Below are 16,141 nucleotides of genomic sequence, written 5' to 3' on the forward strand. Positions count from 1 at the left end.
TTATCGATTTGAGGAGAACTCGTATGGCAACAACGACAGCTCCAGCCGCAAAACAGCTCACATTACTCGGCTTTTTTGCCATTACCGCATCGATGGTGATGGCCGTTTATGAATATCCAACATTTGCGACATCTGGCTTTAGCCTCGTATTTTTCCTGCTATTGGGAGGATTATTGTGGTTTATTCCTGTCGCCTTGTGTGCCGCAGAAATGGCAACCGTGGAAGGTTGGGAGGAAGGTGGTGTATTTGCATGGGTTTCTAACACATTAGGCGAACGCTGGGGATTTGCCGCCATTTCATTTGGTTATTTACAAATAGCAATTGGCTTTATTCCTATGCTGTATTTCGTCTTAGGGGCACTGTCTTATATTTTAAATTGGCCAGAACTTAATACAGACCCAATCACTAAAACGATAGGGGCGCTTGTTATTCTCTGGGTATTGGCTTTCACTCAATTTGGTGGAACCAAATACACGGCAACCATTGCAAAAATCGGTTTCTTCGCAGGTATTTTGCTCCCAGCTCTAATTTTAGTCTTTTTAGCGATCAGCTATTTAGTTAGCGGCTCACCATTAGCAATTGAAATTAGTACTGAAACTTTTATTCCTGATTTCACCAAAATTGGCACACTAGTGGTATTTGTTGCCTTTATTTTGAGTTATATGGGTGTTGAGGCATCCGCAACCCACGTCAATGAGATGAAAAACCCCGGCCGAGATTACCCCGCAGCGATGTTTTTACTGATGATAGCGGCAATTTGTTTAAGCTCAATTGGTGGGTTATCGGTGGCAGCTGTGATCCCAAACAGTGAAATTAATTTATCTGCTGGCGTAGTACAGACATTCAATGTGCTTGTCACACACTTTAATTCCTCCCTTGAATGGGCCGTAAGAATTATTGCTGCATTATTATTACTTGGTGTGCTGGCTGAGATTGCTTCTTGGATTGTGGGGCCATCCCGCGGTATGTATGTCGCGGCACAGAAAGGCATTCTGCCGCAAAGCTTTGCCAAGGTGAATAAAAATGGCGTGCCGGTAACACTGGTGATTTCTCAATTACTGATCACAACAGTGGCAATTATTGTCCTCACCAATACTGGGGGCGGTGGCAATATGTCATTCCTTATTGCGCTCGCCTTAACCGTAGTTATCTATTTATGTAGCTATTTCATGCTATTTCTCGGTTACATGCATTTAGTGTGCAAGCAACCAGAGAAAAAACGTGCATTTAATATTCCCGGAGGAAAAGGCGTTAAAGTTCTCGTCGCATTAGTTGGCTTCATTATTTCTATCTTAGCCTTTATTGTTTCATTCTTCCCACCGAGCTCTTTACCTGAGGGGGCGAGTGATAATACCTATGTGACATTACTTACGGTTAGCTTTGTGATTATTTTCTTACTTCCCTTTGTGATTTATGCTTTCCATAACAAACAAGGTAAAAAAACGAATGTCGCGATGGTGCATATCAAAACGCACAATGCGCCAGCTAACCATTTCTTTATTCACCCTCGAGCTCGCTCTACATATCACTTGATTCATCATGATAAACCAGATGATGGCTCATCCAATTCGTAATACCCTGTAAAAATAATGAGGGCTACCATTTGGTAGCCCTCATATTATTCAAGTATTTTAAAAATCAACAAACTAACCCGTATTACGCATACCTGCAGCAACCCCTGCAATCGTTACCATCAAGGCTTGCTCGACACGTGGGTCTGGGTGCTCTTGTTGGCGAGAACGATGTAAAAGCTCTGCTTGTAAGACGTTTAATGGGTCGGTATAGACATTACGTAACGCGATAGATTCTGCTATCCAAGGTAAATCCGCCATTAGCGCTTCGTCTTTCGAAACCGCCAATACGCTTTTAATATCCTCAGACAACTGGTCACGTAGTTTTTGCCCTAATGGCCATAAGCGCTCTTCCACTAAGCGGTGGTCATAATATTCTGCCAGCCATAAGTCTGCTTTTGCATAAACCATTTCTAACATCGCAATACGTGTATTAAAGAATGGCCACTGCTGCCACATTTCATCAAGAACAGCTTGTTTGCCTTCTTTCTCAATGACATGTTTCAGTGCTGCACCAGCGCCTAGCCATGCGGGAAGCATTAAACGGTTCTGCGTCCATGCAAAGATCCATGGAATAGCACGCAACGTTTCCACGCCACCCGTTGGTCTACGTTTTGCAGGACGTGACCCAAGCGGTAATTTACCTAACTCTAGTTCAGGCGTCGCAGCGCGGAAATAAGGGACAAAATCCGGTTGTTCACGCACATAATCACGGTACATCGCGCAAGACACATCAGATAGTGAATCCATCACGGACTTCCACTCATCTTTTGGCTCTGGTGGTGGTAAAAGATTCGCTTCTAATATTGCACTCGCGTATAAGGCAAGGCTGCTAATCGTGACTTGTGGCAAGCCGAATTTAAAACGGATCATTTCGCCTTGTTCTGTTACCCGCAGCCCACCTTTTAAACTACCTGGTGGTTGAGAAAGTAATGCTGAATGTGCAGGTGCACCGCCGCGGCCAATTGTACCGCCACGCCCATGGAATAATGTCAGTGTGACACCTTCTTTCTCACACAACTTAATGAGTGCATCTTGTGCACGATATTGCGCCCATGACGCCGCCATTACCCCTGCATCTTTAGCCGAATCGGAGTAACCAATCATCACCATTTGGCGGTCATCAATAAGGTCGCGATACCACTCAATGCTTAAAAGCTTGGTCATCACGCTTTCAGCGTTGTTTAAATCTTCCAGTGTTTCAAATAGTGGCGCTACTGGCAAACGGACTGATGCTCCATTCTCTTTCAGCAACAATTTTACCGCCAACACGTCTGACGGAACTTTCGCCATTGAAATAACATAAGCTGCGATAGAATCATTTTTGGCTTTCGCAATCACACGGCAAGTTTCAAATACTTCCTGTGTTTCTGCGCTCGGTTGCCAGTCTTGAGGGATCAATGGGCGTAACGATTGTAGCTCTGCCAGCAAGAATTGTTGTTTTTCCTCTTCTGACCACTGTGAGTAATCACCCAACCCTAAATACTGAGTTAGCTCTGCAATGGCTTCGGTGTGACGAGTGCTTTCTTGGCGGACATCAATACGTACCAGTTGCAAACCAAAGCTACGAATACGGCGCAGAGTATCCAACAACTGACCATTCGCAATGATTTTCATATTGCAGGCAATTAATGATTGATAACATGCATATAACGGGTCCCATAACTGGGCGTTGTCTACCAATAAGTCTGCTGGTGGTAAAACTTGCTCGCCTTTAACACGGCGCTCTAAATACTCTAATGTCGAGAATAATTGACTACGTAAATTTTTCGCAATTTGGCGATAAGGCTCATCAACGTCATCTCCCCCTGCTAGCGCACGCAGCTCTGGGGTTGCTTCTGTCATTGAAAGCTCTGAAACCAACACTTGAATATCTTTGAGGAATAAGTCCGCCGCTTTCCAGCGGCTCAGTAATAGCACCTGACGAGTCACATCCGCAGTCACGTTCGGGTTGCCATCACGGTCGCCTCCCATCCATGAGGTAAAGCGGATTGGATTCGCTTCAACGGGTAATACCGCGCCGATTGAATCTTCCAACTGTTCATTAAATTCACGTAAGAAAGCGGGCACCCCTTCCCACAATGAATTTTCAACAACGGCAAATCCCCATTTCGCTTCATCAATGGGCGTTGGGCGAATTTTACGAATTTCATCGGTATGCCATGATTGCGCCACTAATTGGCGTAAGCGGCGCATGATATTATTACGTTCATAATCTGCAATATCATCATGGTCGAGTTGTGATAAGCAGTTGTTTACCTCAACCAGTTTATGGATCAACGTACGGCGGGCAATTTCCGTTGGGTGAGCCGTTAAAACTAGCTCAATTGAAAGCTGTTCAACCGCTTTTTGAATATCGCCATCCGTGAAGTTTTTGCCTTTTAATCGGCTAAACAGATTTTTCAATGCCACTGGATTACTTGCCGCTTCACCGTGAGGCGAAATGCTGTGATATTGCTCAGCAACGTTTGTCAGGTTTAAGAATTGGTTAAATGCCCTTGCAACGGGTAGCAATTCATCATTAGAAAGATTTTGTAATGTCATCAGCAGTTTTTGGCGCTGAACTTCATTACCTGCACGGGAAGATTTGGAAAGCTTACGAATGGACTCAACTTTGTCGAGTATGTCCTCACCTAAGGCTTCCTTGATGGTATCGCCGAGTAGCTTACCCAGCATACTGACATTACTGCGCATTGCGGAATATTGCTGATTCATGAGACTCCTGACCTTGTGCTTCTGGCAGAATGCATTCCCGCACGGTTCACGGTTAACAGACTGCACCCAGTTTCCTGTAACAAAATTTCAGTCGGCTGCGTTAGAGTTGTCGTTTTGTGATGCAGGCCGCTAAATTTACCCTTCAGTGTATATTCATATCAGAAAAAAATGACTTTGGGGGATTTTTCTGAAATTTAATTACAGCCTTATTTTTATTAATTTTTCTTATTTAAGTATTGTTTCAGCGCAATATATCGTCGATTCAGCACTTTTAAGACATGAATAATGTTTAAGAATTAAATCATCAGAATAAAAAACAGAAAATGAAGGGGTAAATTAAAAGTATTCATAATGCATCGGTGCCCTCAATACCACCAAGAACACCAATACACCTGAAAAATGATTATAAAAGTTGAGAGAGCCGGTTGAGATCCGACTGAATAGCGCCAGCGGTCACATCGCGCCCGGCTCCTGGCCCACGGATCACCAATGGGTTGTCTCGATACCAACGGCTCTCGATAGCAAACACATTGTCACCCGGTAATAATGAGGCCAGCGGATGTTCCGGTTTCACGGCTTCCACACCGACTTTCGCTTTGCCTTTTACTGCATCAAACCGTGCCACATAGCGTAGCACTAACTCTAGTTCTTGCGCCGCTTCTAAACGTTGCTGCATCTGCTCATTAATAATGGCGCTATTTTCAAAGAACTCATCGAGTGAACCCGTCTGAGCCTGTTTCGGTACTAAAGATTCCACTCTCACATCATCGGGTTCGATGTCATAACCTGCTTCACGGGCTAAAATAATTAATTTTCGCATGACATCTTGCCCTGATAAATCAATGCGTGGATCTGGTTCAGTTAACCCTTGCTGCCAAGCTTGCTCTACTAGCTCGCTAAATGGGATAGAACCGTCAAACTGTAAAAATAGCCATGATAGCGTTCCAGAAAAAATACCACTGATAGCCAGGATCGAATCACCACTTTCTTTTAAGTCCCGTACCGTATAGTTAATCGGTAACCCTGCACCTACTGTTGCGTTGTATAGCCAGTGACGACCTGTTTTCGAAAACGCATCGCGTATTTGACGATATTGTGCCGTTTGCGCTGCCCCTGCAATTTTATTTGCACTGATCACATGAAAACCATAACTCGCAAAATCCACATAGTTATCTGCCAGTGTCTCACTTGCGGTGACATCTAATACCACTAAATCATCATAAGGATGGGAACGCATCCATAAAAATAGGCTATCGTCCTCATGCTCTACAGCTTCGTCATCAAAGAAAGCCAGCGCACGGCTGGGGTCAATCCCTTGGTAATTCAGCAAACTACGGCGGCTGTCTACTACACCTGCTAAGACAAAATCAAAGTCGCTACGTGCCGAAATCTTGTATTGCTCCGCAGCAAAAAGTTCTAACCAACGCGCGCCAATATTCCCTTTACCAAATAACACTAAACCAATGCGTTTTTCTGCACGGAATAAGCTCTGGTGCATCCCTTGAATTAAGTGCTCTGTTTGGTTAGAACGCAAAACAGCGACTAAGCTGATGGCATCCTCTGAATGCCAAATAAATTCAACAGGCTGCCCTTTTAATTCCTCATAAAAACGGTGGCTATGTAATGGCTTTTTACACACACCAGCACCGACTAGCGCAACCAAAGAAAAACCTTCACGTAATGATAATGACCCCGGCAACCCGGCTTCTTCAAGGGTATTTAAGGCACTTTCGACAATTTCAGAGGTATAACATAATTGCAGCAAAGAGCGGTCATGATGAATACCACGCGCCAAAGGACGCAATTGAGCACGCTTAAGTAATAAATCCACATCTTTGCAGATTTGTTTAAAATCACGGCCAGCAGCGATGCGCAATTCAATTAAGCACACATCATCATGGCTAGTCACGATTTTTGCCCCTGCTCCTGACGCAAGTACCCGTTCAATTTTTGTTGAACCCTGCTCCGGTTGATAGCTACACCTTAATTGCAAATCAATATTGCTCACGGAAACGGGTTGTAAAGTGCGTGTATGTAAAACAGGAGCCGCTAAGCGCGCCAATTCACTGGCTTCATCTAGGCGCAATAAGGGCAATAAACAGGCATCTTTCACTTTACGAGGGTCAGCGCTATATACTCCAGCGACATCACTCCAAATCGTTACTTTTCCCACATCTGCCAGTGCACCGACTTGTGTTGCGGAATAGTCACTCCCATTACGCCCAAGCAGTACCGTCTCACCTTGCTGATTACGCGAAATAAAACCTGTCACGACAATACGTCGGTTCGGTAACTGAGTTAACTGTTGTTGCAATAAATAACGCGATTGTGTTTCATCGACCTGCGGTTGTGCCGCACGCTCAGCGCGTAAAAATAAACGCGCATCTAACCAAGCACTCGTCATGCCGGCCTGTGCAAGCACCTCAGCCATAAGGCGCGCAGACCAAATTTCACCGTGCCCTACCACTTCTGCATAAGTCGCATCATTAGTCGGTTTATCCAACAACGCACTTAAACGCTCTAAATCGTGAATAAATAATTGGCTTAATTCTACGGCTTTTTGTTCCGGTAAAAGAGATTCAATTAAATCAAGTTGATAGCGGCGTAACGACTGTTGAGCTTGATGAGCCGAAATACGATCACTTTGGCTTAATTTTAACCAATTGATCAACTGATTAGTTGTACTACCCGCGGCAGAAACCACCATTAAATCACCAGGTTGACTATAGTTCGCCATAATTGCTGCAACGCGTTGATAGCACTTCGCATCGGCTAAACTACTGCCCCCAAACTTATGTAACTGACGGTGACAAGGAGCCACCTCAACCGCTGTTAGTACACTCATCAAAAACTCCGCTAACGTTGTCCCGCAACCTGAAATGCGTGATCTAAGTCTGTGATTAAATCCTGAGGATCTTCAATCCCCACTGAAATTCTTAGCAAGCTATCTGTAATCCCCGCTTGCGCACGAGCTTCTGCTGACATACCTGCATGCGTCATTGTCGCAGTATGGGAAATCAATGTTTCCACCCCACCCAATGACTCCGCCAATGTAAACAGGCTAAGTGAGCGAAGAAAATGGCGAAGTTGTGACTCATCACCTGCAAATTCAAAACTCAACATGGCGCCAAAACCTTTTTGTTGTTTCAGCGCTATTTCGTGCCCAGGATGATCTTCCAATGCAGGATAATACAATTTTTTCACTAAAGGCTGCGATTTAAGATATTTTACGATCTCTTGTGCGTTTTGCTGTTGCTGTAACACACGAGGGGATAGAGTTCGGATGCCTCTTAATAATAAGTAGCTATCAAAAGCGCCCCCAGTGACACCAATATTATTCGCCCACCACGCTAATTCTATTGCCCATTTTTCCTCTTTGGCAATCACTACACCAGCCACAATATCTGAATGACCATTAAGGTATTTTGTACATGAATGCACAACAAAGTCAGCCCCTAATGACAGTGGTTGCTGGAGGATAGGGCTTAAAAATGTATTGTCGACAACCACTAACGCGCCAACATCATGCGCTAATTGCGCAATATGCTGTATATCAAAAATTCTTAATAATGGGTTACTGGGTGTTTCAATTAAGACTAATTTAGGTTTTTTAGCGAGCGCAGCTCGTAATGCAGATTCATCACTTTGATCGACAAATTGCACTTGGTAAGCCCCACGCTGACTTTGGCTATTAAATAACCGATAACTTCCACCATAACAATCATGAGGTGCAACTAATAGATCACCGGGCTGTAAAAAAACAGTACAGAGTAAATGAAGCGCTGACATCCCACTGTTGGTCATTACTGCGCCGCTCCCCCCCTCAAGCTGTGCCAATGTTTTTTGCACAATATCGCGACCTGGATTTCCACGGCGTGAGTAGTCATGTGCGCGAGGCTCATTAAAATCAGTGAAGTTATAGGTGCTAGACAAATAAATGGGAGGCACAACACAACCAAATTGTTGGTCATCATTTAATCCATTATGAATTGCGATGGTTGACGGCTTGTAAGTCATAAACGCTTCTCCTGAACAGTGATAGGCCAAATCATACCCATCGGATGTTTAGACGTCAACATATCTAGACGTCTAAACCTCTTTACGTTTATATCAAGTAATGGAATAATCAGCCTTAATAATTATGTGTAAATTGATAGTCAATCGCATAAGTGGATTTAACTTGTTAATTTTAAACATTATTTTGTATTAAAATAAGTGAATCCTCATCGAACATATATGCAGATATTCTCGATTTAGAGCTTAGAATAAGTTCCTATTAAAAAGAATATGTATATTATTTTTAATTATTACTGAAAATATCCAAGGTAACCCATGGCTGAATGGAATGGTGAGTATGTCAGTCCGTATGCTGAACATGGCAAAAAGAGTGAGCAAGTAAAGAAAATTACAGTATCTATTCCTTTGAAGGTACTAAAAATTTTAACTGATGAGCGTACTCGCCGTCAGATCAACAACTTACGTCATGCCACTAACAGTGAATTACTGTGTGAAGCATTTTTGCATGCATTCACAGGCCAACCACTGCCAAATGATGAAGACTTGCGTAAAGAACGTAATGACGAGATCCCTGAAGCTGCAAAAGAAATCATGCGCGAATTAGGTATCGACCCTGAAACGTGGGAATATTAATCCTAATTAGTCGCCATTACGTGCCTCAAAGTTTTAACTACGTCGCAAACCTTGCGACGTAGTGCCTTTCCTTATGTTTTATTCAAGATAGCTATAACTATAATGGCGATACGCTCAAGTCTAAAGTCAAAGTACGCAGTAATGACATCATGCTCGGTGTCGTTTATCACTTCTAATTTCTTCATTTAGACATAAAAACGCTTATTTTGGGCATTAAAAAAGGGAAACTCAGTTTCCCTTTTTTTCGCATTTCACAAGTTCGATTATTTTTTAGAACCTGGGATGCTGAAACGTTGGTTGAAGCGATCAACACGACCACCAGTCGCAACATCACGCTGTTTACCAGTATAGAACGGGTGGCAGTTACCACAAACGTCCAGGTTCAGCGAGTGACCAGCAGTTGAATTAATTTTCATTACATTACCGCAAGAACAAGTTGCAGTAACTTCTTCGTATTTAGGGTGAATACCTTTTTTCATGGGAGAACCTCTATTAAGGCCGTGTCGCCATTCCAGCCCTAACGCCGGACACCACACGTCGTGTTGATTGAATTTAATATATTGGTAAAAATAAATACCAAAGGCGGCGGATCATACAGAAATTCTGTTTATCACGCAATGAAAACTGAGTAAATTTTGTGGTACTCTAGTCAACAATCGCTCGCATTATCGCATAAAAAATAGACGGAAACCCAGATATGATCGTCGTTCAGGTGGCTTTACCTGTCCCATTAAACCGCACATTTGATTATCGCCTTCCTGACAACATGCCACTGCCAGTGATTGGCAGCCGTGTTATGGTGCCGTTTGGCAAGCGTCAAGCCTTAGGTATTGTGGTAAAACACAGCGATAAAAGCGAGTTTGCTGAAGATAAATTAAAAGCTATCGAACTGGTTCTCGACCATCAAACGCTCTTCCCTGATGATATTTGGCAACTATTATTGTGGTCTTCCCAATACTATCACTACCCAATTGGCGAAGTACTATTCCACGCATTACCCACTCTATTGCGCCAAGGTAAACCTGCAGAATTTACCCCTATTTGGCAATGGCAAGTGACAGATGAAGGCTTAGCCGTTGACCTTAATGAGCTAAAACGCTCCCCAAAACAACAGCAGGCCCTCGCACTTTTACGTCGTAGACCCGTTTATCGCCATCAAGTGAATGAGCTTGAAATCAGTGAAAGTGCTCTACAAGCACTGAAAAAGAAAGCTTATATTGAGTTACATCCCGTTCAACCGACGAGCGAAAAATGGCAACCAAACTTTACAGTTTGCGGTGAACGGTTGCGGCTTAATAGTGAGCAAGCCACCGCTGTCGGTGCTATACGCGCTGAAGATAACCAATTTTCGCCATGGCTGCTCGCAGGGATAACGGGGTCCGGTAAAACAGAAGTGTATCTGAGCGTATTGGAAAATGTTCTTGCTCAAGGTAAACAAGCTTTAGTTTTGGTGCCTGAAATTGGCTTGACCCCACAAACTATCAGCCGCTTTCGTGAGCGCTTCAATGCGCCTGTTGATGTTTTACACTCAGGGCTGAACGATAGCGAACGTTTAGCAGTTTGGCTACGCACCAAGCAAGGTCAAAATGCCATTATTATTGGTACACGTTCGGCACTGTTCACGCCTTTCGCCCACCTTGGCATTATTATTATTGATGAAGAGCATGACAGCTCATACAAACAACAGGATGGTTGGCGTTATCATGCACGTGATTTAGCCGTTTTTCGCGCTAAAAAGAACAATATTCCTATTGTGATGGGCACTGCGACGCCATCGTTAGAAACCTTACTAAATGTACAGCAACATAAATATCGGCAATTAAATCTCACTATTCGTGCCGGTAATGCACGCCCTGCGGCTCAACATCTTATTGACTTAAAAGGCCAGCCACTAAAATTTGGCCTTTCTCACTTATTAATTCAACATATTAAAGAACACCTTGCACAAAATAATCAGGTGATTTTATTTTTAAATCGCCGTGGTTATTCCCCAGCATTAATTTGCCATGAATGCGGATGGATTGCTGAGTGCCAGCGCTGTGACCACTATTACACCTTGCATCAAAATTTCCATCAATTACGCTGCCACCATTGTGACAGCCAGCGCCCAGTTCCTCATCAATGCCCACAATGTGGTTCAACGCATTTAGTGCCTGTTGGAATGGGAACTGAGCAACTTGAGGAAGGTATTTGTGAACTGTTCCCTGACACTCCCGTTACGCGTATTGACCGTGATACCACGAGCCGTAAAGGCGAACTGGAACAACATTTAAATCAAGTACATGAAGGAGGAGCTCGCATTCTTATTGGCACACAGATGTTAGCCAAGGGCCACCATTTCCCTGATGTCACCTTAGTCGCCTTATTAGATGTTGACGGAGCTTTGTTCTCGAGTGATTTTCGTGCAGCCGAACGGTTTGCTCAATTATACGTACAAGTTTCTGGCCGAGCAGGGCGAGCCGGTAAACAAGGTGAAGTGTTCTTACAGACCCACCATCCCGAACACCCACTGTTGCTCACACTGCTTGAAGAGGGTTACAACGCATTTACCCAAGAAGCGATGGAAGAGCGCCGAATCGCCATGCTACCGCCTTACACCAACCATATACTGATCCGCTCAGAAGATCACAATAACCAAGATTCGCGTCAATTTCTGCAAAATGTGCGGCAATATATAACTCAACACCCACAAAGTGATGCAAAAATGTGGATTTTAGGCCCCTCGCCGTCGATTCAAGCTAAACGTGGCGGCCGATTCCGCTGGCAATTGCTATTGCAACACCCTTCGCGACTTTATTTACAACAGTTTATGGCGAAACTGTTACCAGAAATTCTTCAACACCCAGAAAGTCGCAAAGTAAAATGGAATATTGATGTGGACCCAACTGATTGTTAACCCATGAACAATGTTAAAGGATTCATTTTATCTAGCCATTTAACTTTATAGGCTATAACCAATATTGTCTTTGCAGCATATTGATAACTTTGAATTATTTACCCTATAATGCTAAACAACTAAATTGAGCGCTTTTTACACACATTGAGTTTCATTTATCTTTTTACCCTTAGAATTATTTTCAAAATTTGCGAAGCAGCTCTAAAAAATGACGCAAGTCACACTTTTTATGCAAACTAGGTAACAGATATTATTGAGAAACCAATTAGAATAGCTACTAATAATGACGTACTTGCGCCATTCAAAAAAAGCAAACGATTAAATCAATCTAAGGAAGGCGTTGTGGAAAGTAAAAAACACAATAACACGGCAACGATGAAAGATGTTGCTAGTGCCGCGGGCGTTTCGACAGCGACGGTGTCAAGAACACTCATGAACCCGGAAAAAGTTTCTTTGCAAACACGCCAAAAAGTGGAACAAGCGGTGATGGATGTTGGTTATTATCCTCATAACCTTGCTAGAAGCTATAAGCGCAATGAATCAAAAACTATTCTTGTGCTTGTTCCCAATATCCGCGATCCGTTCTTTAGTGATGTCGTCTGCGGGATTGAAGAAATCGCTGCTCAAGAAGGCTATTTTGTTTTGATTGGAGACTGTAAACACCAAGAAAAACAAGAAAATGCTTTTATTAATCTCATTATTACTAAACAAATTGATGGTATGGTTTTACTGGGTTCCAATATTCCGTTCGATATCTCAACGGAAGAGCAGAAAAACCTTCCTCCGATAGTGATGGCAAATGAATTTGCGCCTGAGCTAAAACTGCCTACTGTGCATATCGATAACCTCACGGCTGCATTTAATGCGACACATTACCTGCAAAAACAAGGCCATAAACTGATTGCTTGTATTGCAGGCCCTGATCATATGCCTTTAAGTCAATACCGTTTAGAAGGTTATAAAAAAGCCATGTTGCGCACAGGCGAAAAATTGCGTGAAAATTATATTATTCGTGGCGATTTTACCCATGAAGGTGGCGCTGAAGCCGTGAAAACATTAATGTCACTTCCCGAACCACCTACTGCTATCTTTTGTCACAGTGATATCATGGCGATTGGTGCGATGTGGCAAGCGAAAAAAATGGGCTTGAAGCTCCCTGATGACCTTTCTTTTGTTGGTTTCGATAACTTAGAGCAATCAAAATACACCTTGCCAGCCCTAACAACTATTAATCAACCTCGTGCTGAAATTGGTCATCATGCGATGCAATTACTGCTTGAGCAAATCCATGGACACAATGTAAACCCGGGTTCACGTCTCCTAGATTCTGATTTAATCATCAGAGAGAGCACAAAAGCGCCTAAAAGCTAGTCAAAGTTGCTCGGGTTAAGTAACATGTTAAACCAAATGATGACGAACAATTGATAACTAGTGAATTAATAGCGTGGCACAAAAAGATTATGTAGCTCGGGGGCGCTCATCCGCCCGTAAAAAAAGCAAAGGTAAATCAAAGAAAGCACAAGGACTACCAATGACAACATTGGTTGTTGCTGTGGCAATTGTCGTGCTATTTGTTGGCGGCCTGTTTTATATCACTCAAAATAAAAAGGACACACCGCCCCCCCAAGTTGTCACACCAACAACACCGGGAAGTACGCTTCCACCAAAGCCTGAAGAACGTTGGCGCTATATTAAAGAGCTCGAACGTCGTGGTGTGGATATGCCAAATATTCAACAACCGAGTACTGGCAATAATATTGTGCGCCCATCAGATTTAACACCTGAACAGCGCCAGCTATTAGAACAAATTGATTCTGACAGACGCCAGCCTGTCACTAACTTGCAAGAAATCCCTGCAAACGGTAAACCAGTACCGCGCTCCCAAGTGCTCATCAATGAGCCAGCTCAACCTATCGAGCCAGTACAACGTAAACCGGTGGTCAATATCCCTCCAAAACTTGAGGCTCAACCAACCGCGCCCGCAGCTCAGCCACAAACGGCACCAAGCACTAAACCGACAAACAGCTTGCAAAATATGGTTGTTCAATGTGGTTCATTCCGTACAGCAGAACAAGCCGAGTCTGTGCAAGCTACTTTGGCATTCTCAGGTATTGAAAGCCGTGTAAGCGCAGGTGGAGGTTGGCACCGTATCGTTTTAGGGCCTTATTCCAAGTCCACTGCCGAAAAAATGCGTGACCGAGCAGCAGGTGCAGGTGTTTCCGGTTGTATTCTTCGTGCTTCTGGGGGTTGAAAAATTCCTCCTTCCCCCCCATGTACTGTTTTAATGTACTCATGAGCGGTACTTTGTGGCTTCAACCTAGTTCAAGTGATAGTTAATTAGACAACTATCACTTGAATTTATTCTTTTGAAAATCACATACAACCGCATTTTTTTGTAATAAACCAGGGGCTAACTCATGACAACAATCGTAAGTGTTCGCCGTAATGGCCAGGTCGTAATTGGTGGTGATGGACAGGCGACGATGGGTAATACCGTCATGAAAGGCAATGTCCGCAAAGTTCGCCGTTTATACAACGACAAAGTCATTGCCGGATTTGCCGGTGGCACCGCAGACGCATTCACATTATTTGAACTGTTTGAGCGCAAACTCGAACTTCATCAAGGCCATTTAACGAAAGCGGCCGTTGAACTTGCTAAAGATTGGCGCACTGACCGCATGCTTCGCAAGTTAGAAGCCTTGTTAGCTGTTGCCGATGAACACACTTCACTGATCATTACGGGTAATGGTGATGTGGTTCAACCGGAAAATGACTTAATTGCTATTGGCTCCGGTGGCCCATATGCGCAATCAGCCGCACGTGCTTTGTTAGAAAATACAGACTTAAGCGCCAAAGAGATCGCTGAAAAAGCACTCGCTATTGCAGGTGATATCTGTATTTACACCAACCATAATGTCAACTTTGAAGAAATTTCTTCAAAATCATAAGGATTGCTAGTATGTCCGAAATGACTCCACGCGAAATTGTCAGCGAACTCGACAATCATATTATTGGCCAGAATAAAGCCAAACGTTCTGTTGCGATTGCTCTGCGTAACCGCTGGCGCCGTATGCAGTTAAATGAAGTGTTACGTCACGAAGTCACCCCAAAAAATATTTTGATGATTGGGCCAACAGGGGTGGGTAAAACTGAAATTGCTCGCCGCCTTGCGAAATTAGCCAATGCGCCATTTATTAAAGTCGAAGCGACTAAATTTACTGAAGTCGGCTATGTCGGTAAAGAAGTTGACTCGATTATTCGCGATTTAACTGACTCCGCCGTTAAAATGGTGCGTTTACAGTCTATTGAAAAGAATCGCTATCGTGCCGAAGAAATGGCTGAAGAGCGTATTTTGGACGTTCTTATTCCACCAGCAAAAAATAACTGGGGGCAGTCTGAACCAACGGATGAGCATTCCCCTGCTCGCCAAGCATTCCGTAAAAAATTACGTGAAGGCCAATTAGACGATAAAGAAATTGAAATTGAAGTCGCTGCATCCCCTATGGGTGTTGAAATTATGGCGCCTCCTGGCATGGAAGAGATGACGAACCAGTTACAATCCATGTTCCAAAACTTAGCAGGCCAAAAGCAGAAGCCACGTAAGATGAAAATCAAAGAGGCATTCAAACTGCTAGTTGAAGAAGAAGCGGCTAAATTAGTCAACCCTGAAGAGCTAAAAGAACAAGCGATTGAAGCAGTTGAACAAAATGGTATTGTCTTCATCGATGAGTTCGACAAAATTTGTAAACGTGGTGGCCAAAGCTCGGGGCCAGATGTCTCTCGAGAAGGGGTTCAACGCGATTTACTGCCATTAATCGAAGGCTGCACCATTTCGACTAAGCACGGCATGGTCAAAACTGACCACATTCTGTTTATCGCTTCAGGTGCGTTCCAAGTTTCGAGCCCATCAGACTTGATCCCTGAACTCCAAGGTCGCTTGCCAATTCGTGTTGAATTACAAGCGCTGACAACTGAAGATTTTGTGCGTATTTTGACGGAACCAAATGCCTCATTAACTGAACAGTATAAAGCGCTGATGGCAACAGAAGGCGTGAATATTGAATTCACGACTGACGGTATTCGTAAAATTGCGGAGTCCGCATGGCAAGTCAATGAGTCAACCGAAAACATTGGTGCTCGTCGCTTGCACACCGTGCTTGAGCGTTTAATGGAAGATATTTCTTTCGATGCCAGTGACCGTAACGGGCAAACTATCCAAATCGATGCAGACTATGTCAGACAGCACTTAGATGAGCTGGTGGCGGATGAAGACCTGAGTAGATTTATTTTATAATCTTATTAATTATCT

General features: G+C 43.6%; 11 protein-coding genes. 7 read left to right on the plus strand and 4 right to left on the minus strand.

Annotation, left to right across the window (positions count from 1 at the left end):
- Positions 1–23: 23 nt before the first annotated feature.
- Positions 24–1,574, plus strand: a complete 1,551-nt coding sequence (gadC, locus tag FVA69_RS20625) for a glutamate:gamma-aminobutyrate antiporter (RefSeq protein ID WP_004907073.1) — start codon at positions 24–26, stop codon at positions 1,572–1,574.
- A 72-nt stretch (positions 1,575–1,646) separates the two neighbouring features.
- Here gadC and ppc read toward each other — a convergent pair whose 3' ends face one another.
- From ppc to metB, 3 genes are all read right to left on the minus strand, one after another.
- On the minus strand, positions 1,647–4,286 hold the full coding sequence (ppc, locus tag FVA69_RS20630) for a phosphoenolpyruvate carboxylase (protein WP_109912971.1): 2,640 nt from the start codon (positions 4,284–4,286) through the stop codon (positions 1,647–1,649).
- Positions 4,287–4,689: 403 nt separating this feature from the next.
- A complete protein-coding gene (locus FVA69_RS20640) occupies positions 4,690–7,131 on the minus strand; it encodes a bifunctional aspartate kinase/homoserine dehydrogenase II (protein WP_164529266.1) in 2,442 nt (813 codons plus the stop codon).
- Positions 7,132–7,142: 11 nt separating this feature from the next.
- The gene (gene metB / locus FVA69_RS20645) at positions 7,143–8,303 is read right to left on the minus strand and encodes a cystathionine gamma-synthase (RefSeq protein ID WP_109912969.1); all 1,161 of its coding nucleotides are present in this window, start codon (positions 8,301–8,303) and stop codon (positions 7,143–7,145) included.
- A gap of 315 nt (positions 8,304–8,618) precedes the next feature.
- Here metB and metJ point away from each other — a divergent pair, with 315 nt between their 5' ends.
- On the plus strand, positions 8,619–8,936 hold the full coding sequence (gene metJ / locus FVA69_RS20650) for a met regulon transcriptional regulator MetJ (protein ID WP_004265315.1): 318 nt from the start codon (positions 8,619–8,621) through the stop codon (positions 8,934–8,936).
- Between the two features lie 263 nt (positions 8,937–9,199).
- On the opposite strand, the gene rpmE is transcribed toward metJ, so the two are convergent.
- Positions 9,200–9,415: a 50S ribosomal protein L31 gene (gene rpmE / locus FVA69_RS20655; protein ID WP_004265313.1), complete on the minus strand. Its 216-nt coding sequence runs from the start codon at positions 9,413–9,415 to the stop codon at positions 9,200–9,202.
- A gap of 218 nt (positions 9,416–9,633) precedes the next feature.
- Between rpmE and priA the strand changes: the two genes are divergently transcribed.
- The 5 genes from priA (at position 9,634) to hslU (ending at position 16,126) form a co-directional block, all read left to right on the plus strand.
- Complete coding sequence (gene priA, locus FVA69_RS20660; protein WP_164529267.1) at positions 9,634–11,832, plus strand: primosomal protein N'; 2,199 nt, start codon at positions 9,634–9,636, stop codon at positions 11,830–11,832.
- Positions 11,833–12,174: 342 nt separating this feature from the next.
- On the plus strand, positions 12,175–13,203 hold the full coding sequence (gene cytR / locus FVA69_RS20665; RefSeq protein ID WP_004907050.1) for a DNA-binding transcriptional regulator CytR: 1,029 nt from the start codon (positions 12,175–12,177) through the stop codon (positions 13,201–13,203).
- A gap of 73 nt (positions 13,204–13,276) precedes the next feature.
- On the plus strand, positions 13,277–14,083 hold the full coding sequence (ftsN, locus tag FVA69_RS20670) for a cell division protein FtsN (protein ID WP_004907048.1): 807 nt from the start codon (positions 13,277–13,279) through the stop codon (positions 14,081–14,083).
- A 166-nt stretch (positions 14,084–14,249) separates the two neighbouring features.
- Positions 14,250–14,780 (plus strand): ATP-dependent protease subunit HslV, encoded by a 531-nt coding sequence (gene hslV / locus FVA69_RS20675; protein WP_004265304.1) that lies wholly within the window; start codon positions 14,250–14,252, stop codon positions 14,778–14,780.
- Positions 14,781–14,791: 11 nt separating this feature from the next.
- Complete coding sequence (hslU, locus tag FVA69_RS20680) at positions 14,792–16,126, plus strand: HslU--HslV peptidase ATPase subunit (RefSeq protein ID WP_004265302.1); 1,335 nt, start codon at positions 14,792–14,794, stop codon at positions 16,124–16,126.
- Positions 16,127–16,141: the final 15 nt, after the last annotated feature.

The sequence above is a fragment of the Providencia sp. PROV004 genome (assembly GCF_011045615.1).
GTDB classification, from domain to species: Bacteria; Pseudomonadota; Gammaproteobacteria; order Enterobacterales; family Enterobacteriaceae; genus Providencia; species Providencia rettgeri.

Excerpts from the sequence above, each read along its gene's own strand:
- gadC (WP_004907073.1), top strand. The coding sequence starts at position 24 with ATGGCAACAACGACAGCTCCAGCCGCAAAACAGCTCACATTACTCGGC.
- ppc (WP_109912971.1), bottom strand. The coding sequence starts at position 4,286 with ATGAATCAGCAATATTCCGCAATGCGCAGTAATGTCAGTATGCTGGGT.
- FVA69_RS20640 (WP_164529266.1), bottom strand. The coding sequence starts at position 7,131 with ATGAGTGTACTAACAGCGGTTGAGGTGGCTCCTTGTCACCGTCAGTTA.
- metB (WP_109912969.1), bottom strand. The coding sequence starts at position 8,303 with ATGACTTACAAGCCGTCAACCATCGCAATTCATAATGGATTAAATGAT.
- metJ (WP_004265315.1), top strand. The coding sequence starts at position 8,619 with ATGGCTGAATGGAATGGTGAGTATGTCAGTCCGTATGCTGAACATGGC.
- rpmE (WP_004265313.1), bottom strand. The coding sequence starts at position 9,415 with ATGAAAAAAGGTATTCACCCTAAATACGAAGAAGTTACTGCAACTTGT.
- priA (WP_164529267.1), top strand. The coding sequence starts at position 9,634 with ATGATCGTCGTTCAGGTGGCTTTACCTGTCCCATTAAACCGCACATTT.
- hslV (WP_004265304.1), top strand. The coding sequence starts at position 14,250 with ATGACAACAATCGTAAGTGTTCGCCGTAATGGCCAGGTCGTAATTGGT.
- hslU (WP_004265302.1), top strand. The coding sequence starts at position 14,792 with ATGTCCGAAATGACTCCACGCGAAATTGTCAGCGAACTCGACAATCAT.